This window comes from Achromobacter sp. ESBL13, from assembly GCF_036668755.1.
In the GTDB taxonomy this organism is placed as follows: domain Bacteria; phylum Pseudomonadota; class Gammaproteobacteria; order Burkholderiales; family Burkholderiaceae_B; genus Achromobacter.
In genome coordinates, this window is record NZ_JAZEVT010000003.1 from 73,165 (window position 1) to 91,281 (window position 18,117).

Annotated in this window: 18 protein-coding genes, 1 tRNA gene and 1 pseudogene; 8 read left to right on the forward strand and 12 right to left on the reverse strand. The window is 63.5% G+C overall.

Going from position 1 to position 18,117, the window contains the following annotated elements:
- Positions 1 to 168: 168 nt before the first annotated feature.
- Positions 169 to 1,230: a recombinase RecA gene (gene recA / locus V6F88_RS14545; RefSeq protein WP_006218338.1), complete on the reverse strand. Its 1,062-nt coding sequence runs from the start codon at positions 1,228 to 1,230 to the stop codon at positions 169 to 171.
- Between the two features lie 315 nt (positions 1,231 to 1,545).
- Here recA and V6F88_RS14550 point away from each other — a divergent pair, with 315 nt between their 5' ends.
- From V6F88_RS14550 to V6F88_RS14560, 3 genes are all read left to right on the forward strand, one after another.
- Positions 1,546 to 2,235 carry a response regulator transcription factor gene (locus V6F88_RS14550; protein WP_006218337.1) on the forward strand — a complete coding sequence of 230 codons (690 nt, stop codon included), beginning with the start codon at positions 1,546 to 1,548 and terminating at the stop codon, positions 2,233 to 2,235.
- 112 nt (positions 2,236 to 2,347) lie between these two features.
- Entirely contained in the window at positions 2,348 to 3,724 is a 1,377-nt protein-coding gene (locus tag V6F88_RS14555; protein ID WP_332610856.1) for a sensor histidine kinase, read from the forward strand.
- A gap of 229 nt (positions 3,725 to 3,953) precedes the next feature.
- A complete protein-coding gene (locus tag V6F88_RS14560; RefSeq protein WP_442880325.1) occupies positions 3,954 to 5,615 on the forward strand; it encodes an MFS transporter in 1,662 nt (553 codons plus the stop codon).
- A 427-nt stretch (positions 5,616 to 6,042) separates the two neighbouring features.
- Here the strand turns inward: V6F88_RS14560 and V6F88_RS14565 are convergent, their stop codons facing one another.
- Complete coding sequence (locus tag V6F88_RS14565; protein ID WP_046802820.1) at positions 6,043 to 6,252, reverse strand: hypothetical protein; 210 nt, start codon at positions 6,250 to 6,252, stop codon at positions 6,043 to 6,045.
- A gap of 151 nt (positions 6,253 to 6,403) precedes the next feature.
- Between V6F88_RS14565 and V6F88_RS14570 the strand changes: the two genes are divergently transcribed.
- On the forward strand, positions 6,404 to 7,303 hold the full coding sequence (locus V6F88_RS14570; RefSeq protein WP_006218333.1) for a recombination-associated protein RdgC: 900 nt from the start codon (positions 6,404 to 6,406) through the stop codon (positions 7,301 to 7,303).
- Positions 7,304 to 7,378: 75 nt separating this feature from the next.
- Here the strand turns inward: V6F88_RS14570 and V6F88_RS14575 are convergent.
- From V6F88_RS14575 to V6F88_RS14600, 6 genes and pseudogenes are all read right to left on the reverse strand, one after another.
- A pseudogene (locus V6F88_RS14575) lies at positions 7,379 to 7,985 on the reverse strand (IS3 family transposase); the annotation flags it as partial.
- Between the two features lie 143 nt (positions 7,986 to 8,128).
- Complete coding sequence (locus V6F88_RS14580; protein WP_332610371.1) at positions 8,129 to 9,550, reverse strand: diguanylate cyclase; 1,422 nt, start codon at positions 9,548 to 9,550, stop codon at positions 8,129 to 8,131.
- Between the two features lie 136 nt (positions 9,551 to 9,686).
- Positions 9,687 to 10,979 carry an aspartate carbamoyltransferase gene (locus V6F88_RS14585; protein WP_332610372.1) on the reverse strand — a complete coding sequence of 431 codons (1,293 nt, stop codon included), beginning with the start codon at positions 10,977 to 10,979 and terminating at the stop codon, positions 9,687 to 9,689.
- 166 nt (positions 10,980 to 11,145) lie between these two features.
- Positions 11,146 to 11,556: a hypothetical protein gene (locus V6F88_RS14590; protein WP_332610373.1), complete on the reverse strand. Its 411-nt coding sequence runs from the start codon at positions 11,554 to 11,556 to the stop codon at positions 11,146 to 11,148.
- 3 nt (positions 11,557 to 11,559) lie between these two features.
- Positions 11,560 to 11,991, reverse strand: coding sequence for a BPTD_2524 family lipoprotein (locus tag V6F88_RS14595; RefSeq protein WP_332610374.1), 432 nt, complete (start codon positions 11,989 to 11,991; stop codon positions 11,560 to 11,562).
- Between the two features lie 128 nt (positions 11,992 to 12,119).
- Entirely contained in the window at positions 12,120 to 12,248 is a 129-nt protein-coding gene (locus tag V6F88_RS14600; protein WP_039883990.1) for an entericidin A/B family lipoprotein, read from the reverse strand.
- 275 nt (positions 12,249 to 12,523) lie between these two features.
- Here V6F88_RS14600 and V6F88_RS14605 point away from each other — a divergent pair, with 275 nt between their 5' ends.
- Together V6F88_RS14605 and V6F88_RS14610 are read left to right on the forward strand one after the other, a co-directional pair.
- Positions 12,524 to 12,883: a hypothetical protein gene (locus V6F88_RS14605; RefSeq protein WP_332610375.1), complete on the forward strand. Its 360-nt coding sequence runs from the start codon at positions 12,524 to 12,526 to the stop codon at positions 12,881 to 12,883.
- A gap of 13 nt (positions 12,884 to 12,896) precedes the next feature.
- Positions 12,897 to 13,304, forward strand: a complete 408-nt coding sequence (locus V6F88_RS14610) for a hypothetical protein (RefSeq protein ID WP_332610376.1) — start codon at positions 12,897 to 12,899, stop codon at positions 13,302 to 13,304.
- 28 nt (positions 13,305 to 13,332) lie between these two features.
- Here V6F88_RS14610 and V6F88_RS14615 read toward each other — a convergent pair whose 3' ends face one another.
- From V6F88_RS14615 to V6F88_RS14630, 4 genes are all read right to left on the reverse strand, one after another.
- Entirely contained in the window at positions 13,333 to 14,595 is a 1,263-nt protein-coding gene (locus tag V6F88_RS14615; RefSeq protein ID WP_332610377.1) for a TIGR03862 family flavoprotein, read from the reverse strand.
- A 294-nt stretch (positions 14,596 to 14,889) separates the two neighbouring features.
- A complete protein-coding gene (locus tag V6F88_RS14620) occupies positions 14,890 to 15,234 on the reverse strand; it encodes a hypothetical protein (RefSeq protein ID WP_046802813.1) in 345 nt (114 codons plus the stop codon).
- A gap of 222 nt (positions 15,235 to 15,456) precedes the next feature.
- Positions 15,457 to 15,533, reverse strand: a tRNA-Met gene (locus V6F88_RS14625).
- A 24-nt stretch (positions 15,534 to 15,557) separates the two neighbouring features.
- On the reverse strand, positions 15,558 to 15,947 hold the full coding sequence (locus V6F88_RS14630) for a hypothetical protein (protein ID WP_332610378.1): 390 nt from the start codon (positions 15,945 to 15,947) through the stop codon (positions 15,558 to 15,560).
- A gap of 169 nt (positions 15,948 to 16,116) precedes the next feature.
- Between V6F88_RS14630 and V6F88_RS14635 the strand changes: the two genes are divergently transcribed.
- Positions 16,117 to 17,556: an aminotransferase-like domain-containing protein gene (locus V6F88_RS14635; protein WP_332610379.1), complete on the forward strand. Its 1,440-nt coding sequence runs from the start codon at positions 16,117 to 16,119 to the stop codon at positions 17,554 to 17,556.
- Positions 17,553 to 18,116, forward strand: a complete 564-nt coding sequence (locus V6F88_RS14640; protein WP_332610380.1) for a DedA family protein — start codon at positions 17,553 to 17,555, stop codon at positions 18,114 to 18,116. Before V6F88_RS14635 ends, V6F88_RS14640 begins: the two co-directional genes overlap by 4 nt.
- Position 18,117 lies beyond the last annotated feature (1 nt).

Genomic DNA, 18,117 nt, shown 5'->3' on the forward strand with positions numbered 1-18,117 from the left:
CCGATCGATAAAGACGCGGCGCACCCAGCCCGACGAATGATGCAAAACGGCAGGCCCGTCTTGGCGCCTGCCGTGTATGGCTGTGCGGCATCGCTCGCCACCCAGCCCCGCTGCGATAACCCTGTCCTGCCGGCCCTTGGCGACGCTGAGCCAGAGGCAGGCGGAGGCTTATTCGGCGGTGTCTTCCGCCGTGGGCACGAATTCAGCGGCGCGGCTGACGATGCCCTGATTCTCGCGAACGCGGTTTTCGATTTCGATCGCCATGTCGCGGTGCTCTTTCAGGTATTCGCGGACGTTGTCCTTGCCCTGGCCGATGCGGTTGCCGTTGTAGCTGTACCACGCACCGGACTTGTCGACCACGTTTGCGGCCACGCCCAGGTCGATGATTTCGCCTTCACGCGAAATACCGGCGCCGTACATGATGTCGAATTCCGCTTGCTTGAACGGCGGCGCCACCTTGTTCTTGACTACCTTGACGCGGGTTTCGTTGCCGACGACCTCGTCACCCTTCTTGATGGAGCCGATGCGGCGGATGTCCAGGCGCACCGATGCGTAGAACTTCAGCGCGTTGCCGCCCGTGGTGGTTTCGGGGTTGCCGAACATGACACCGATCTTCATGCGGATCTGGTTGATGAAGATGACCATGCAGTTGGTGCGCTTGATCGTGGCGGTCAGCTTGCGCAATGCCTGGCTCATCAGACGGGCTTGCAGGCCCGGCAGGGAATCGCCCATTTCGCCCTCGATTTCAGCCTTGGGCACCAGCGCTGCCACCGAGTCGATGACGATCAGGTCAACCGAACCCGAGCGCACCAGCGCATCGGTGATTTCCAGGGCTTGCTCGCCCGTGTCGGGCTGCGAGATCAGCAGGTCGGTCAGGTTCACGCCCAGCTTGTTGGCGTATTGGACGTCCAGCGCGTGCTCGGCATCAACGAAGGCGCAGGTGCCGCCGATCTTTTGCATTTCGGCAATGACTTGCAGCGTCAGCGTGGTCTTGCCCGACGATTCCGGGCCGTAGATTTCGACCACGCGGCCGCGCGGCAGGCCGCCAACGCCCAAGGCGATGTCCAGACCCAACGACCCCGTGGAAACCACCTGGATATCGTGCGAGACCTCGTTATCGCCGTAGCGCATGATCGAGCCCTTGCCGAACTGCTTTTCGATCTGCGAAAGCGCGGCGGCAAGCGCCTTGGCCTTTTCCGATGCGGCGGCCTTGGTGGTTTTGTCGTCCATGTAAAGTCCTGTCTGTGACGTATCTGGTGGTTGCGGCATGAAGGAGCACCCTTGGACCGCAGCGTTGCTGTTTTGAATCAGGTTCAGATTATTGCATCGGATTGTACTGTACAAAAAACCAGTGTGCCAGAGTTTTGCACGTATTCCCTGAGTGGGCAAGCTTGGCGCCGTATGACAGAATCGAAGCCGACCCCGGCGTTTCGTCCCTTTTCCGCCGCCGGGCCGCCCACAAGGCGATAGCCCCGTTACTCCGGGGCGGCCGGCACGCAAAGCGCCGGCGCCACAGGGACCTTTTTGCAGCTTCCGTGCCGCCCCATGCGTATCCTGATCGCCGAAGACGACAGCATTCTGGCCGATGGCCTATCCCGGTCATTACGGCATAACGGTTATGCGGTCGATGCCGTGCGTGACGGGCTTGCCGCCGATTCGGCGCTGGCGGCCCAGGCGTTTGACCTGCTCATTCTGGATCTGGGCCTGCCGCAATTGGCCGGGCTGGAAGTGCTGCGCAGGCTGCGCGCCCGCAATTCCGCCCTGCCCGTCCTGATCCTGACCGCCGCCGACAGCATCGAACAGCGCGTGAAGGGCCTGGACCTGGGCGCTGACGACTATATGGCCAAGCCTTTTGCGCTGTCCGAACTGGAAGCGCGCGTGCGGGCACTGACGCGACGCGGCGCGGGCGGCGGCGCCACGATGCTCAAGCATGGCCGGCTGCTGTTCGACCAGACGGGCCGCGTCGCCATCGTCGACGACCAGACGCTGGACCTCTCGGCACGCGAAGTCAGCCTGTTGGAAATCCTGCTGACGCGCAGCGGCCGCATGGTCAGCAAGACGCAGTTGGTGGACCACCTGTGCGAATGGGGCGAAGAAGTCAGCACCAACGCCATCGAGGTCTACGTGCATCGGCTGCGCAAGAAGCTCGAACCCAGCGGCGTGAAGATCGTGACCGTGCGTGGCCTGGGCTACTGTCTGGAGCGGGACCAGGGTGCCGCGTACCTCGCCAGCTGACCCCCGGCCCGAGCCGCTGAATCAGGAAGCGCTGGATATCATGCAAGCCGGGTCCAAGGGCCCGAGCTTTGCACCGCCGCAGCGGTCGCTGCTGGGCGAAATCCTGGACTGGATGCTGGCGCCGCTGTTCCTGCTGTGGCCCATGAGCGTCGCGATCACGTACGTGGTCGCCCAGAACATCGCCAACGTGCCCTACGACCGCGCGCTGGCCAACAACCTTCACGTGTTGACGCGGCAAGTCCATGCGCAGGACGGCCGGGCCGTGCTGAAGATGACCGACGCCGCGCGTGACGTGTTGCGCGCCGACGAAACCGACAGCGTGTTCTGGCTGGTGCTGGGCAGCCGGGGCGAATACCTGGGCGGCGACCGCGCCCTGCCGCTGCCGGCCACCGTGGGCCAGCCGCGCCCTGGCGAAGTTCAGTACGAAGACGACACCATGCGCGGATTCGGCATCCGCCTGGCGTTCACGTGGGTGGACCTGAACCTGCCCAACACGCAGCCCGCGCTGCTGATCGTGGCCGAGACCGTGGAAAAGCGCACGCAACTGGCCAACGACATCATCAAGGGCGTGATCATTCCGCAGTTCGTGGTGCTGCCGATCGCGGTGCTGCTGGTGTGGTTCGGCCTGTCGCGCGGCGTGGCGCCGCTGAACGCGCTACAGCAACGCCTGCGCGCGCGTCGGCCCGATGACCTGTCGCCCATCGATGAACGCGCCGCCCCTTCAGAAATCGCGCCGCTGGTCGCCGCCATGAACGACCTGCTGGATCGGCTGTCGGCCAACGTGCAGGCGCAGCGCCGTTTCGTGGCGGACGCCGCCCACCAATTGAAGACGCCCCTTGCCGGGCTGCGCACGCAAGCCGAACTGGCGCTGCGCGATGCCAGCCCCGAAGAAATGCAATCCAGCCTGCGGCAGCTGGTGACCGGATCCGAACGCGCAACGCGGCTGGTGAACCAGTTGCTGCTGCTGGCACGCGCCGAAAACCCCAGTGCCATCGGCCTGACGCGCACCGATCTGAACGCCATCGCCTACGAGCAGGCCATGCACTGGGTGCCGCAGGCGCTCTCGCTAAGCACCGACCTGGGCTTTGAGGGCTCTGACGATCCCGTCGATATCAACGGCAACCCGCTGCTGCTGGCCGAATTGCTGAACAACCTGGTCGACAACGCCTTGCGCTATACGCCGCGCGGGGGCCACATTACCGTGCGCGTGCAGCGGCGCGGTGACGAGGCCGTGCTGGAAGTGGAAGATTCCGGCCCCGGCATTGCGCCAGACGAGCGCGAACGCGTGTTCGACCGCTTCTACCGCGTGCTGGGCACCGCGTCGGACGGCAGCGGCCTAGGCCTGGCGATCGTGCGCGAGATCGCGCAAAAGCACCAGGCGACGGTGCTGATAGACGACCATCCGAATCCCCATTCGGACCTGCCGGGTACGCGCATCAGCGTCGTGTTCCCGCCATATGCCGACCCGTCGGACCGGCATGAAAGCTAGCGCCGTGTGTACGACTCGTCCGTCCGGCGGCTAAGGACTATCCCTAGCTCCCCGCGGAGCAATAACATTTAGTTTCAATTTTAAGATTCAGGTAAGGGTTCCGTCAGAACCTCGTCAGGCTCGCGGCTCAATGTTGCGCATAGCTCGATGTCGGCTTGACCGGCAAAGGGCCAAGCACGGCGGAAAACCGCCGGCCAAAAAACGAGGAGACATCATGAGCACAACAACCATGGCAGGCCGCGGTCCTTCCGCGGAACCGCGCCCGATGACCAAGGATGAACGCCGCGTCATCTTCGCATCGTCGCTGGGCACGGTTTTTGAGTGGTACGACTTTTATCTATACGGCTCGCTCGCAGCCATCATCGCGCAACACTTTTTCTCTGGCGTGAACCCCACCGCGGGCTTCATTTTCGCGTTGCTGGCGTTCGCCGCCGGGTTCGCCGTGCGCCCGTTCGGCGCGCTGGTGTTCGGCCGCCTGGGTGACCTGGTAGGACGCAAGTACACCTTCCTGGTCACGATTGTGATCATGGGCCTGTCCACCTTCCTGGTGGGCGTGCTGCCCAGTTACGCCAGCATCGGCCTGGCCGCTCCGGCCATCCTGATCGTGCTGCGCCTGCTGCAAGGTCTGGCGTTGGGCGGTGAATACGGTGGCGCGGCGACTTACGTTGCCGAACACGCGCCGCACGGCCGCCGCGGCTTCTACACGTCGTGGATTCAGACCACCGCCACGCTGGGCCTGTTCCTGTCGCTGCTGGTCATCCTGGGCATCCGCACGGTCATGGGCGAAGACGACTTCAAAGCCTGGGGCTGGCGCATTCCGTTCCTGATTTCGGTCGTGCTGCTGGGCATCTCGGTGTGGATCCGCCTGCAACTGAGCGAGTCGCCCACCTTCAAGCGCATGAAGGAAGAAGGCAAGGGTTCGAAGGCGCCGATCGCTGAATCGTTCGGCCAGTGGAAGAACCTGAAGGTCGTGATCCTGGCGCTGCTGGGCCTGACCGCCGGCCAGGCCGTGGTCTGGTACACGGGTCAGTTCTACGCGCTGTTCTTCCTGACGCAGACGCTGAAGGTAGACGCCAACACGGCCAACATCATGATCGCCATCGCGCTCTTGATCGGCACGCCCTTCTTCGTGGTGTTTGGCGCGCTGTCGGACAAGATCGGTCGCAAGCCCATCATCATGGCGGGCTGCCTGATTGCCGCGGCAACGTACTTCCCTATTTTCCAGGGCATCACCCACTTCGCCAACCCGGCGCTGGAAAAGGCCCAGGCCACCGCCCCGGTCACGGTCATCGCCGACCCCGGCACCTGCTCGTTCCAGTTCAACCCGGTGGGCACGTCAGCGTTCACCAGCTCTTGCGACGTCGTGAAGTCCTTCATGGCTCGCAACTCGGTGAACTACAAGAACGAAGCGGCGCCTGCCGGATCGCTGGCGAAAGTCAAGATCGGCAATGACGAATTTGCCTCGTTCGACGGCAAGTCCCTGGCCCCGGCCGACTTCAAGGCCAAGGCCGCTGAACTGGACAAGGCGCTGACCACCGCGATCCGAAGCCACGGCTACCCGGCCAAGGCGGACCCGGCGCAAAGCAACAACGTCATGGTGGTGGTGTTGCTGGCGATCCTGGTGCTGTACGTGACCATGGTCTACGGCCCGATCGCGGCCATGCTGGTGGAAATGTTCCCGACCCGCATCCGCTACACCTCGATGAGCTTGCCTTACCACATCGGCAACGGCTGGTTCGGCGGCTTCCTGCCCCCGGTGGCCTTCGCGGTGGTGGCGGCCACGGGCAACATCTACGACGGCCTGTGGTACCCGATCATCATCGCCGTCATGACCCTGGTCATCGGCACCCTGTTCGTGCGCGAATCCAAGGACAACGACATCAACGCGTAAAGACCATCCCCCGCCGGGCGGGACTGCTGCGCCTGCCCGGCCTTGAAAGCTCCTTACGGAGCTTTTTTTTTGCGTGAAACTTCTGCGCACTTTCAGGACGATGTCAGACCCTGGCGCTTAGACTGGCGCCTCAGATTGCGGCCTTGCTTCAGATCGAATGACGATTGATCCCCCTGTCAGACGATTGCAGGGCTAGTGTTCTGACACCGATACCGCGTTCCCCGCGAGCCTTTTATGACGCGGTATTGTGTGCTCCCGTACCGGCCCGGCCTTTATTGAGCCGGGCCGCTTTTTTTTTAGCGCTAGAAAGCCAGTGCAGGAAAGCCAGCGCAGGAAAGGCAGCGCAGGAAAGGCAGCGCAGGAAAGGCAGCCCCCAAAAAAAATGATGGCCGCGAGGCGGCCATCATTGTGCGGATACCGGGCCTGATTAACGGCGCATGCCCACACCGATAACCAGCACGCCCGCCACGATGGCGGCAATGCCCGCCCACATCGGGATCGGCACCGACTTCTCGGTTTCGGCCGTGGCCTTGACCGAACCGATCTGCAAAACGGTCTCTTCGGACTTGTAGTTGAAGCCCTTGTAGGCCAAAGCCACAATGCCCAGGACGATCAGGATGGCACCAATGATTTTCATGTTTTTCCTCTCCGATTCCATGTCGGTGCGCGCAAGTTAACGCAACGCCCGCCCTGTGTCAGTGACAGAACGTGTCCCCTGTCGCAACCGTATTGCAGCACTTCGGCAAACCGGCCGCGTCGTATAGAATCAACCCTTTTGGCCGACGCTCATGTGGTTCAAAAACCTCAAGATTTACCGCCTCTCATCGCCGTGGACTCTCGTTGGCGATCAGCTTGAAGAAACGCTTGCGCGGCACGCCTACCAAGCGGGCAACAACCTTGAAATGCAAAGCCTGGGCTGGGTTCCCCCGCGCGAAAACGGCGGGCTTGCCCACGTTGTGAACGGGCAGATCCTGCTTAGCCTGCGCGCGGAAAAGAAGCTTCTGCCGGGCACCGTCGTGAATCAGGTCGCCAAGGCGCGCGCCCAGGAAATCGAAGAGCAGCAAGGCTACAAGCCGGGCCGCAAGCAGATGAAGGAAATCAAGGAACGCGTCACTGACGAGTTGCTGCCGCGCGCCTTCAGCGTTTACCGCGACACGCGCGTCTGGATCGACCCGCAAAACCACTGGCTGGTCATCGACGCTGCGGCCTCCGCGAAAGCCGACGAAGTCATCGGCTTGCTGGCCAAGTGCGTGGACCCCTTCCCGCTGGAAAACCTGTACGTGGCGCAATCGCCCGCGTCTGCCATGACGGGCTGGCTGGCCGAAGACGAGGCCCCCTCGAACTTCAGCATCGACCAGGACACCGAACTGCGTTCATCGGGCGAAAGCGGCGCGGCCATCCGCTACGTCAAGCATTCGATCGACGCCGACGACGTGCGCCGCCACATCCAGTCGGGCAAGCAGTGCACGCGCCTGGCCATGACCTGGGCCGACCGCATTTCGTTCGTGCTGACCGAAGGCCTGGACGTCAAGCGCGTGTCGCCGCTGGACGTGCTGAAGGAAGGCAACGAAGGCGTTGCCGCCAACGACGATGAAAAGTTCGATTCCGACATGATGCTCATGACGGGCGAACTGGCCAAGATGATGGCCGAACTGGTCGAAGCATTGGGCGGCGAAAAGAAGATCTGATCACGCGCGCGGGATCACGCCCAACGCAAAGGCCGCCCGCAAATGAACTGACCCCCGAAAGTTGGACGTCAGAAGCTAAAGCCCGAAGGCCTGAGCTCGGTATTGCACCGGGCTCAGGCCTTTTAGCTTGAGCTTGATGCGATCGTGATTGTAGTAATGGATGTACTGCCTGATGCCGGCCTGCAACTGGTCGACGCTCTTGAAGCGGTTCAGGTGGAAGAACTTGGCCCTGAGCGTGCCGAAGAAGCTTTCCATGGCGGCGTTGTCCAGGCAGTTGCCCTTGCGTGACATGCTCTGGGTCACGGACCGGGCCGCCAGCCTCGTTCGGACGCTCGGCCTGGAAGTCACGTGCCAACACGTTTGCCGCGACGTGATGCGACTGCCCTCGATACGAACGGTACTTCTTGGCGCGCACGAGCGACTTCAAGCCCAGCATCTGCATCAGCTTCTGCACCGTCTTGTGATTCACCAGTTTGCCCGCCTGACGCAGCACCGCCGTGATCCGGCGGTAGCCATAGCGGCCCTTGTGGCGTGCGTAGACTGCGCCGATGCGCTGCTTGAGCTGGGCGTACGCGTCCACGGCGGCCTGCGCCTTCAATTGGTAGTAGAACGTGCTGCGCGAGAGCTTCGCTGCTCGTAGCAGCAGTTCGAGCGAATGCTTGGGCCTTAATCCTTGGACCACGTTCAGTTCAGGAACGGGCGGCCTTTTTCATTGATGCGACGTACACGCCGGCAATCGCCCCAGGCGGTGGCTGGGCGGTTGCTGGGCAGTTGCGCCCCGGGGCTTATCGACAGCCCCGGCGACACATCGGCCGGGATCGCCGCTTACGCCGCCACGCTGCGGTCGCGTCCGGCCAACTTGGCCTGGTACAGCGCCTTGTCGGCCCGGTCGATCAGGTAGGCGTAGTCAGGGTGGCCGTCAAACGTGGCAACGCCGATGCTGGCCGTGATGCGTTGCGCGCCCGCTTCGGGGATGGTGAACGCGTGGCGGCGGATCTCGGCGCCCAGCTTCTGGGCCGCGGCCAACGCGGCTTCCGGACCGGTGTCCACCAACACCACCAGGAATTCCTCACCGCCATAACGGAACACAAAATCGCTGGACCGGCACGACTGGTGAACCACCTCGGCAAACTGGCGCAAGATGTGGTCGCCGCCCGAATGCCCATGCGCGTCGTTGATGGCCTTGAAGTGGTCGATGTCCAGCAGCAGTACCGAAAACCGGCTGTTTTGACGGCTGGAGATGGCGATCTCGCGGCCGATGACCGACGGCAAAAAGCGCCGGTTCAGCACGTTGGTCAGCGGGTCGCTGCCGCTTTCGATCTCGGCCACCATATCGAACAGCCCATTGAGCAGATGCTTGATGCGCGCCACCAGCTCCTGCAATTGCCGCACCTGATCGGGCATCGACAACTGGCGCTCGCCGTCGTCCATCAGCAGCCGAGGCAGCACCACGTCGTCTAGCTCAGCGACAGCGTCGGTGATCTGGCGCAACGCAGGGGCGCTTTCAAACAGCACTCCGCCCTTGTGCTGCAACCACAGGCCGAATTCAGAAGCCGCCAAGCGAGGCAGCGCCTGTTCCGGCGCGCGGTAATGCAGGCCGATCAGCACGGCCTGGCTCCATTCCAGCAGCGCGGCGCGTTGGCGCTCGCGCTCGGTGGATATGTTCTGCCCCAATGCGAACAGGCGATAGGCCTCGTCGTTGCGCGCGCCGCGGTTGATATCGCGCATGAAGGCGCGGCTCATCTGTTCGATCGCCAGATCAAACAGATTACAGACGTATTGCGTGGCGATGGACGCGGCCATGCCGTCCAGATCGCTGGCGCGCAGCCGTTCGGCAATTTCGTTCTTCAGCACACGCGCGCCCGCCATCACCAGATGGATCGGGATATGGACGCGGGCATGCACTTCGCCCACCTTTTTCTGCGTGGCCATCAAGGCCACGATATCGCCCTGGTCGCGCACACAAAGCAGCCCAAGCAGCCAGTGCTTCATGCCCTTGTGCAGGCGCGTCGACACGATCTCGTGGGACAGGCGCGGCCCGGCTTCAACGTCGGCCAGCAAGGTGGAATAGAACGCGTCCACCAGCTCCTTGGCGCTGTCCGCCACCACGGCGGCCACCTGGCCGCGCGTGTAGGCGTCCACTGACTGGTAGACCGCTTCCCACGCTTGCGCGTTGGACGCGCTGAGGTAGCACGCTTGATCAGCGCCGCTTGTCCAAACCGGCAACGCCGTCTTGCTCGAAGACATAAATCATCCGCCCCAAAAACTTCGCGCGTGCCAAAAGCGACACGCGACGAAAAACCAGCGCGGATTATGCGCTAAAAGAAAGTGGGCCCCTACAGGGGCCCACGCGCGGCAGTGCTATCCAGGCTTATGACCCAGCTTATTCCAAGCCGTGGAAGGCGGAATCGTCCGGACCCACGTGCGACGGATGCTGCCACGTGACATCGCGCAGCGAATGCTGCACCAGCCCTTCAACGCCCAACAGCACCGCGAAGATCGCCATGCGGATCGGGATGCCGTTGTCCGTCTGGCGGAAGATCGCCAGGCGCGGATCGTGGTTCAAGTCCACGCTCAGGTCGTTGGCGCCCGGACGGCTGTCGCGCGGCAGCGGGTGCATCACGATGGTTTCGGGGCTGCAATACGCGTCGATGATGGCGCGGTTGATCTGGAAATCGGGCGTGTAGCCTTCGTTTTCCTCGTTGGCGAAGCGCTCTTTCTGCACGCGCGTCGCGTAGATCACATCCGCGCCTGCCAGGCCTTCGGCCAGCGACGTCTTCTGCTCGATGATGTTGCCGTTGCGGCTGGCCTGCTCAATGATGTAGCTGGGCATTTCCAGCCCCTTGGGCGACACCAGCGAGAACTTTACGTTTTTGTACAGCGCCATCAGCTTGATCAGCGAATGCACGGTACGGCCGTACTTCAAGTCGCCAACCATGGCGATGTGCGCGCCATCCAGCAACTTACCCAGACGCGAGAATTCCGTCAGGATCGTGTACAGGTCCAGCAACGCCTGGCTGGGGTGTTCGCCCGGGCCGTCGCCCCCGTTCACCACCGGAATGTTGGTGGCGCGCGCGAACTCCGCAACCGAACCTTGCTCGGGGTGGCGGATGACCATGGCATCCACATAGCCGCTCATGACGCGGCTGGTGTCGTAGATCGATTCGCCCTTGGCCATCGACGAAAACGTGAAGCCCGTGGTGTCGCACACCGAACCGCCCAGGCGGCAGAACGCCGACCCGAAGCTGACGCGGGTGCGGGTGCTGGCTTCAAAAAACAGGTTGCCCAGCACGGCGCCTTCCAGCACGCGCGACACTTTCTGACGGCGTGCGATAGGCTGCATCATGTCGGCAACGCGGAACAGGTCTTCGACCGATTCGCGGGTGAACTGGTCCACCGACAGCAGTTGGTTCTTGCCTTCCACGGCGATGCGCTCACGCAGGGGGCCGTCTTGTACGCTTTGCGTATATTTTTCCAGCAGCACGCCGTTTTGCACGATCTCGCTGACAAAGCGCTGCACCACTTCCGGCATGGCGCGAAATTCCTGCGATCCCTCGGGCAGCAACCACGTATCCAGCGCCCGGCGCTTGACGCCGATACGGGTCGCGAACACGTCGCGCGTGAGGTTCAGGCGTCGCATGGCGTCGCGCAGGAAGGCTTGCTGGGAGATGGTCATGACGGGCCCCGAGAAAGAGGATTTATATACGCAGCGCGCATATTATTCCCAACACAAGTGCAAGTCCAATATTTTTGCGTACAAGGGTTTACCCTTGTTATTTCCGCGCCACGACCGGCAGGGAAGCGCGCGCCGGCAACGGGCTTTGGCGCGATGCCGGGAGGCGCTACCGGCTGGCGTAGGACGTATTTTGCTGCACGTCCGGCGCCGCCTGGCCCAGCGAAAACCAGCAGCCGGCGCAGAACGCCAGCGCCCCCAACAGGTAGCAGATCATGGCCAGCAACTGCGTCGGCCAATGGCCGCGCGTGACATGGCCGATGTCGCCTTGCCGCAACAAGCTGACCTGCGCCAGGTAAGCGAACAACAGTCCCATGCAAGAGACCAGCAGCCCGGCCAGGAACAGCGCCAACGGTAATTGGAGATCGGGCGCCGCGATGTCGCCGCCCACGATGCCAAGCGAGAACGCGACCAGCACCAACGCGGACGCGCCGTTGAGCCAGCCCAAGAATCTGAAGCCGCCCGCAAGCAGCGCAAAAGACATCCCCGAGGATCGACGCTGCGGGTGGCGGGCGTCCATGAATCAGCCGCCGTTGCCGGTGCGGCAGGCCGGCGTGGCGCTTTGGATGGAGGCGCGCGCGGCGGCGATTTCTGCCGCATCCCAGCGGCCCTGTCCCAGCACGGTGACCGTGACCTTGGACTTGGCGGGGCCGTCGGCCTCGGCCGAAATCAGTTCCAGCACCTTGGCGGGTTCGCCCACCTTGTAGACCTGGATTTCATCGGGCGCGCCCTTCTCGCCCAGGGTGTGGCGCCACGCGTACGCCAACCCATACGGATGCTGAACATTCACGTGGCAGGTGCGCACATATTCGCCGCCCCGGCGGAAGGCGGCCTGGTAGTTGGTGTCGACGCTAAAGGTCTCTTTTTGCACGGCGTCGGATTCGTAAACCCCCTTGCTCGCGCAGCCGGCCAACAGCACTGCCAGCGTTACACCCACCCATACAGACTTGCGCATGATTCTTCCCGCATTGAAATTCTGACTTTTGCGATTATGCCAGCGGCCGCAAAAAGGCCACGCGGGAAATGCCTGGGCATTTCGCGCGTGGCCTCGGCCTGGCTCATCAGCAGCTGGGCGTTGCGGTCTTACTTCGCAGCGCCTTCGATCTTCTCACCGCCTCGCTGAATATCCTTGCCGGCGCCCGCAACAGTATTGCAGCCCGCCGAAAGCGCGGCGATCGAAAGCAGCATGACGAGAACAACTTTGTTTTTCATAAACATCTCCTGTCTGGGCGTGGAAACCGAAGCCAGCATACCGCAAAGGGACAGATTTGCGCACCACTCGCACGCCCTGGCGTGCAGCTTCCAATACGTGTCGCATCAGGGCTGCAAATTGGCGCCTACAATTCGGCCGCCGCCAGGGCGGCAGGCTGATGGCCGCACTTTGTAACCCGGCCGGACCGCACCCCGTAACCGCCCTTACGCGGCCGTGACAAACGCGTCCCTGGCGCGGTGTCGCGTATTTGCCTGCAATGGATTAGGATGCGCAAATGAACAAAAAACCCGTATCGCAGAACGCTGGCGCCGGCCCACAGGGCTGGGGCTGGGAACAGCCGCAGTGCCGCGGACAAGCGGCTTTGGCGCTGTTTATCGACGATCTGCACCGTATTCTGCAAGCCCATGCCGCAGGCAAGCTTGCCGACAGCAGCACGCTTGCCGACGCACAAAGCCATGTGGATGAACTGCTTGCCCGCTACAACGAAATCAATGCCGCGCCCGAGATTTTCCTGGGGCAGTCCGTTGAACTGAAAGAAGGCGTCGACCGCAATGGCGTGTCGCACACGGTGCCGATCTTTTCGGCGCGCCTGAAGAAATCGCTAGTGTCGATGCTGGGACAAAGCCCCGGCTGACAGGAGACCCACAATGAATTCAGACAACGTCGTAGAGTTTCTCCGCTTGCTGTCACTGGACGTCACGCTGGGCGCTGCCGCCCAGCATGCCGCGAGCCAGGCGGACGCACCTCTGGCTTTGGCGCGATTGGCCACGGCACACGGCTTGCCTTGCAGCGCATCGGATTGGTCCTTCTTTGCGCGCAGCTGCCTGGATTCTTCCAGCGAAACCGCGACGGACGGCGGGCCAGCCGACGCTACCGTCTGGCAACTGGTGCAAGATCCGGCGCACGGCACCGGCATTCCCGCCAGCGCCATCACACGCGTGATCGGCATCATCACCCAGCCAGAAGAAGGCGCGCCCCCGGTGGTCGGCCATGTGGTCGGCGACTTGGCCCCACGCGCACCGTTGGGCATGTCGCCTTACCCGTCCGGGTCTTGAAGGGCACTGCCAAGCGCAGCGGCCGGCCTTAGCGCCGGCCAGCCAGGTATTCGCACACGCCCCTGGCAGCAACCACGCCGCTAGCCATGCAGGCGGTCAGCAGATAGCCGCCCGTGGGCGCTTCCCAGTCCAGCATTTCGCCCGCGCAGAACACGCCGGGCGCCGATACCAGCATCAGACCCGCCGACACCGCGTCAAACGCCACGCCGCCCGCCGTGCTGATGGCTTCGTCGATGGGTCGCGGCCGTAACAGCGTCACCGGCAATGCCTTGATGCGCATGGCCAATCGAGCCGGGTCCTTGAAGTCCTCCGCCGTGGCGCATTCGCGCAGCAGCCCCGCCTTCACGCCGGTCAAGCCCATACGGCTTTGCAGATGGCTGGACATGGAACGCGCTCCGCGTGGATGCATGACCGCTGCGTTGACTTTGTCCTGTGTCCAATCGGGCGCCAGGTCCAGCATGGCGACCGCGCGGCCGGATCGGTCGATCTCGTCGCGCAACGCCGCGGACATCGCATACACCAGGCTGCCCTCGATACCGCTTGCGGATACGACGAATTCGCCTTGCCGAGCCGGCATCGTCGCGCACGCCATGGACACCGACTTGACCGGCTGGCCAGCATAGCGCTCGACAAAGTGCGCAGACCACGCCACGTCGAAGCCGCAGTTGGCGGGGCGCAGCGGCGCGACGGGAACACCATGCGATTGCAAGCCCGGCACCCAGGCGCCATCCGACCCCAGCTTGGCCCAACTGCCGCCGCCCACCGCCAGCACAACGGCATCCGCCGCACACGCCTGGACGCCGTCGGGCGTGTCGAAGCGTAGCGTTTGTGAAGACATCGTCTCGTCTTGCGGCCAGCCCAGCCAACGGTGCCGCATGTGGAAACGCACACCGGCGGCACGCAGCCGCGCCAACCACGCGCGCAATAACGGCGCGGCCTTCATTTCTTGAGGAAACACGCGGCCCGACGATCCGACAAACGTCTCGATGCCAAGCGCGTGCGCCCACTCGCGCAGCGCCGTGGCGTCCATCGCTTGCAGCCAAGGCGCGACGTGAGCCGCGCGCGAACCATAGCGCGCCAGGAAAGCACTCGGGCCTTCGCTATGCGTCAGATTCAGCCCGCCGCGCCCGGCCATCAGGAACTTGCGCCCGACGGATGGCATGGCGTCAAACACATCGACCTGCAAGCCCTGGGCGGCCAGCCCTTCCGCCGCCATCAGCCCCGCCGGCCCACCGCCAATGACCGCGACGCGCGGCGTGGTGGAGGACGCCGCCTGTTGCAGGTTCGTCATGGCAGCCGGCTCATCGTGGCGGGCGCAAGGGAAGATAGAAGACAGTACATAGGGAAGTAGGAACGGGTCGCAGACAACAAAATGCGGGAAGAATTGTCGCATGGCGCTTGCGGCAGAGCGGCTTGCGGGTGCGCGCGGAGTCAGGGCAACGCCGCTACCGGCCAAAGAAAAAGGCCTGGCACCGGCCAATTATTGACCGCAGGCGCCAAGCCTTTGTTATCGCTGGACAATTCGGACATGCGCAAAGGCTATCCCAAGGCTTGTCCACAGTCGCTGTGGGTAACTTCCGTGCCTTCAGGCGTTGCCCGCCGCTTGCATGGGCCCGGACCAGGGCTCGGCGTCCATCTCGAAACGCAGTTCCTGGTATTCGCCGTCCACGGCCACCGTTCGCAGCAAGCCCGCGCCCATCGCCTGGCCCAGCGCACGGCGGCACAGGGTTTCGGGGTCATCTGGCAAGGACTGGAAGACGCCATCCGGAATGCGCAGGCGCAGCAGCGCTTGAGGATCACCGCGTTCGGCGGGCCGGCCAATGTGGATGTGAGCGGGATAGCCGTGCGGGCACCAGATGCCGACGTGGTATTTGCCTTCAGCGCCTGTGTCGGCGACAAATCCGGGATGATCGTATTTTGCTGTACCCATGGACCCTCCTCTTGTGCGGCAACCTAGCGCGCGTGACCCATGGTAGCTCAGGGTTGCGGCGCTGTGCGGGCGGGCACATCCGGGAAACTCCGGACTGGAACAAAGGATTGACCCAGGGCAAGTGAACGTGAAAAGAACAGACCAGCGGCGCGGACGCAAAGCGCAGACGAAACGCATGGACGAAAAAAAGCCGCGATATGCATCGCGGCTTTTTCTTGAAACTGGTTGCGGGGGCAGGATTTGAACCTACGACCTTCGGGTTATGAGCCCGACGAGCTGCCAGACTGCTCCACCCCGCGTCTGATGTGATGAATCATACACCATTATGAAATCTTGTGCAGCGCACCCAGCCGATTATTCGCGGATTTGGCCGTTTTATGGCGAAATATTCTCGCCATAGTGTTCAAAAAGCGGGCAACGGGACCGGGCGGGTCCACGCAGATCACGTCCGCGGCCTGAATCGCCGTCACGCGTACCACCCCGCCTTCGGCCATGCCGTGCGCTTCACCGGCATTGACGCGCACCGAACGCGGCAGATGCAGGCAGCCCGCGGCTTCCGCGCCCGCCGCGACTTGTTCGACCCGCACGCTGCCTGACACGCAGACCAGCGTTGCACCCGCCTTCAGGACGAAGGCGCGGCCGGCTCCCGAGGCGATTTCGACGCGGCGCGAGGCGGCTTGGGAGGGGGTGTGGGAATCGAGGTCGGCGTGCATGATGTTCTCCAATCGGACAATGACAGGCTACGCCCGCCCTGCTTCGCGCAACAGCCACACAGCGCCGCTTTCTGTACCGATGCAGACGCTCGATTTCACCGCTGTTATGGTGTACTTTTCATGAATCTGTGCCTTCCTTCAGTCCAGCCACCGGGAGCATGATCGGCACATGGACCCACAACCGCTGTACCTACGCTTGGCGAACCACTACCGGCGCGCCATCCAGACGGGCGTCCTGGCGCCCGAGCAGCGCATGCCATCCGTGCGCTCGCTGGTGCGCACGCACCATGTCAGCCTGTCCACTGCCTTGCAGGCCTGCCGCCGGTTGGAAGACGACGGCTTGATCGAAGCCCGGCCCCGGTCGGGCTATTTCGTCTTGCAGGCGCGCCGCAACAGCATCCCCCCCGTTAGCGAGCCCGATATCCGCCAAGCGCTGGGTGCCGCGCAGTATGTCGGCATCCACGATCGCGTCTCGGACTTCATCGCCAAATGCGAGGCGCATCCCGTCAGCGCCAACTTTGCGCTGGCGGCGGCGGTGCCCGAGGCGTATCCGATGGACGCGCTGAAGCAGGCCATGACGCGCGCGCTGCGCGTGTCGCCCCAGGTGCTGGTCAGCCCTGTGCCCCCGCAAGGCCATCCCGAACTGCGCACGGTGCTGGCGCGCCGCGCCCTGGCCAACGGCATCAATGCCACGCCGGATGACGTCATCGTCACGCACGGCTGCATCGAAGCCTTGAACCTGGCGCTGCGCGCGGTGGCACGCCCCGGCGACACCATCGCCGTCGAATCGCCCACCTATTTCGGCCTGCTGCAAATCCTGGAAAGCCTGGGCATGCGCGCGCTGGAAATTCCCACCAGCCCGCAACATGGCCTGTCCATCGAAGCGCTGGACCTGGCGTTTCAGACGCACGGCAATATTCGCGCCGTGGTGGTGGTGCCCAATTTCCAGAACCCCTTGGGCTGCGTCATGCCCGATGCCGAAAAGGCGCGCCTGGTGGCGCTGTGCGAACGCCAGCAGGTGCCGCTGATCGAAGACGACACCTACGGCGCCTTGACCGATGACGACGCGCCGCTGGCAGCCGCTAAATCATGGGACGCCACCGGCAACGTCATCTATTGTTCGTCGATGCACAAGACCCTGGCGCCGGGCATGCGGCTGGGCTGGTTGCTGGGCGGGCGCTGGAAGGCGCGCATCGCCATGCTCAAGTACGCGCAAAGCCGGCCCAATGAACCGCTTGCACAGATTGCCGTTGCCGAATACCTGGGGTCGCGCGCCTATGACCGCCATCTGGCACGCCTGCGGCGACATTTGAAAACGCAGCGCGACCAGACGGCCGAAGCCATTGCCGCGCACTTTCCGCGGGGTACCCGGTTAAGCGTGCCGCAAGGCGGAATGCTGCTGTGGGTGGAAATGCCAGACGGCCGGTCCGGCATGGACGTGTTCGAAGCCGCGTTGCGGCAAGGCATCCGGGTCGCGCCCGGCGCCATGTTTTCCAACAGCACGCGCTACAACCACTTCCTGCGCATCAGTTGCGGCCAGTGCACCACGCCCGAAATCTCGCGGGCGTTGCTGACCCTGGCGCGCATCGTGGGCGAAGGCGCCGCATGAACGCGTCCCTGCATCAGTTCATTGTCGATTACGGGCTGTGGGCCGTGCTGGCCGGCACGTTCCTGGAAGGCGAAAGCGTGGTGGTGTTCGCCGGCTTTCTGGCCCACCAGCATCTGATGCACTTGCCCTACGTGATGCTGTGCGCGTTTGCCGGGTCGTTCATCGCGGACCAGTTGCTTTTCTTTCTGGGACGCCGCTATCGCGATCACCGCTTTGTGCGGCGCATCCGCGAAAAACCCGCGTTTGAAAGAGCGCTAGCCGCCATCGACCGCTACCCGCACGGATTCATCCTGAGCCTGCGATTCCTGTATGGCCTGCGTACCGTCGGCCCGGTGGCGCTGGGTATGTCCAGCGTGCCGCCGCTGCGTTTTCTGGTGCTCAATGCCATTGCCGCCGTCATCTGGGCGGTGTGCTTCAGCGTGGTGGGTTATGCGTTTGGCCAGACGATTGAATCGCTGCTGGGGCGCCTGCATGGCGTAGAGACCAAGCTGGCCGTGGCGCTGGCGATTGGGGGGGTGATTGGCCTGGCCTATCACCTGCTGGCGCGGCGCCGTCGTTGAG

Bases quoted from the DNA above. Each gene is read 5' to 3' on its own strand.
- V6F88_RS14600 (WP_039883990.1), bottom strand. From the start codon at position 12,248: ATGAAAAACAAAGTTGTTCTCGTCATGCTGCTTTCGATCGCCGCGCTT.
- recA (WP_006218338.1), bottom strand. From the start codon at position 1,230: ATGGACGACAAAACCACCAAGGCCGCCGCATCGGAAAAGGCCAAGGCG.
- V6F88_RS14595 (WP_332610374.1), bottom strand. From the start codon at position 11,991: ATGCGCAAGTCTGTATGGGTGGGTGTAACGCTGGCAGTGCTGTTGGCC.
- V6F88_RS14640 (WP_332610380.1), top strand. From the start codon at position 17,553: ATGAACGCGTCCCTGCATCAGTTCATTGTCGATTACGGGCTGTGGGCC.
- V6F88_RS14605 (WP_332610375.1), top strand. From the start codon at position 12,524: ATGAACAAAAAACCCGTATCGCAGAACGCTGGCGCCGGCCCACAGGGC.
- V6F88_RS14610 (WP_332610376.1), top strand. From the start codon at position 12,897: ATGAATTCAGACAACGTCGTAGAGTTTCTCCGCTTGCTGTCACTGGAC.
- V6F88_RS14620 (WP_046802813.1), bottom strand. From the start codon at position 15,234: ATGGGTACAGCAAAATACGATCATCCCGGATTTGTCGCCGACACAGGC.
- V6F88_RS14615 (WP_332610377.1), bottom strand. From the start codon at position 14,595: ATGACGAACCTGCAACAGGCGGCGTCCTCCACCACGCCGCGCGTCGCG.
- V6F88_RS14580 (WP_332610371.1), bottom strand. From the start codon at position 9,550: ATGTCTTCGAGCAAGACGGCGTTGCCGGTTTGGACAAGCGGCGCTGAT.
- V6F88_RS14590 (WP_332610373.1), bottom strand. From the start codon at position 11,556: ATGGACGCCCGCCACCCGCAGCGTCGATCCTCGGGGATGTCTTTTGCG.
- V6F88_RS14555 (WP_332610856.1), top strand. From the start codon at position 2,348: ATGCTGGCGCCGCTGTTCCTGCTGTGGCCCATGAGCGTCGCGATCACG.
- V6F88_RS14635 (WP_332610379.1), top strand. From the start codon at position 16,117: ATGGACCCACAACCGCTGTACCTACGCTTGGCGAACCACTACCGGCGC.
- V6F88_RS14570 (WP_006218333.1), top strand. From the start codon at position 6,404: ATGTGGTTCAAAAACCTCAAGATTTACCGCCTCTCATCGCCGTGGACT.
- V6F88_RS14560 (WP_442880325.1), top strand. From the start codon at position 3,954: ATGGCAGGCCGCGGTCCTTCCGCGGAACCGCGCCCGATGACCAAGGAT.
- V6F88_RS14585 (WP_332610372.1), bottom strand. From the start codon at position 10,979: ATGACCATCTCCCAGCAAGCCTTCCTGCGCGACGCCATGCGACGCCTG.
- V6F88_RS14550 (WP_006218337.1), top strand. From the start codon at position 1,546: ATGCGTATCCTGATCGCCGAAGACGACAGCATTCTGGCCGATGGCCTA.
- V6F88_RS14630 (WP_332610378.1), bottom strand. From the start codon at position 15,947: ATGCACGCCGACCTCGATTCCCACACCCCCTCCCAAGCCGCCTCGCGC.
- V6F88_RS14565 (WP_046802820.1), bottom strand. From the start codon at position 6,252: ATGAAAATCATTGGTGCCATCCTGATCGTCCTGGGCATTGTGGCTTTG.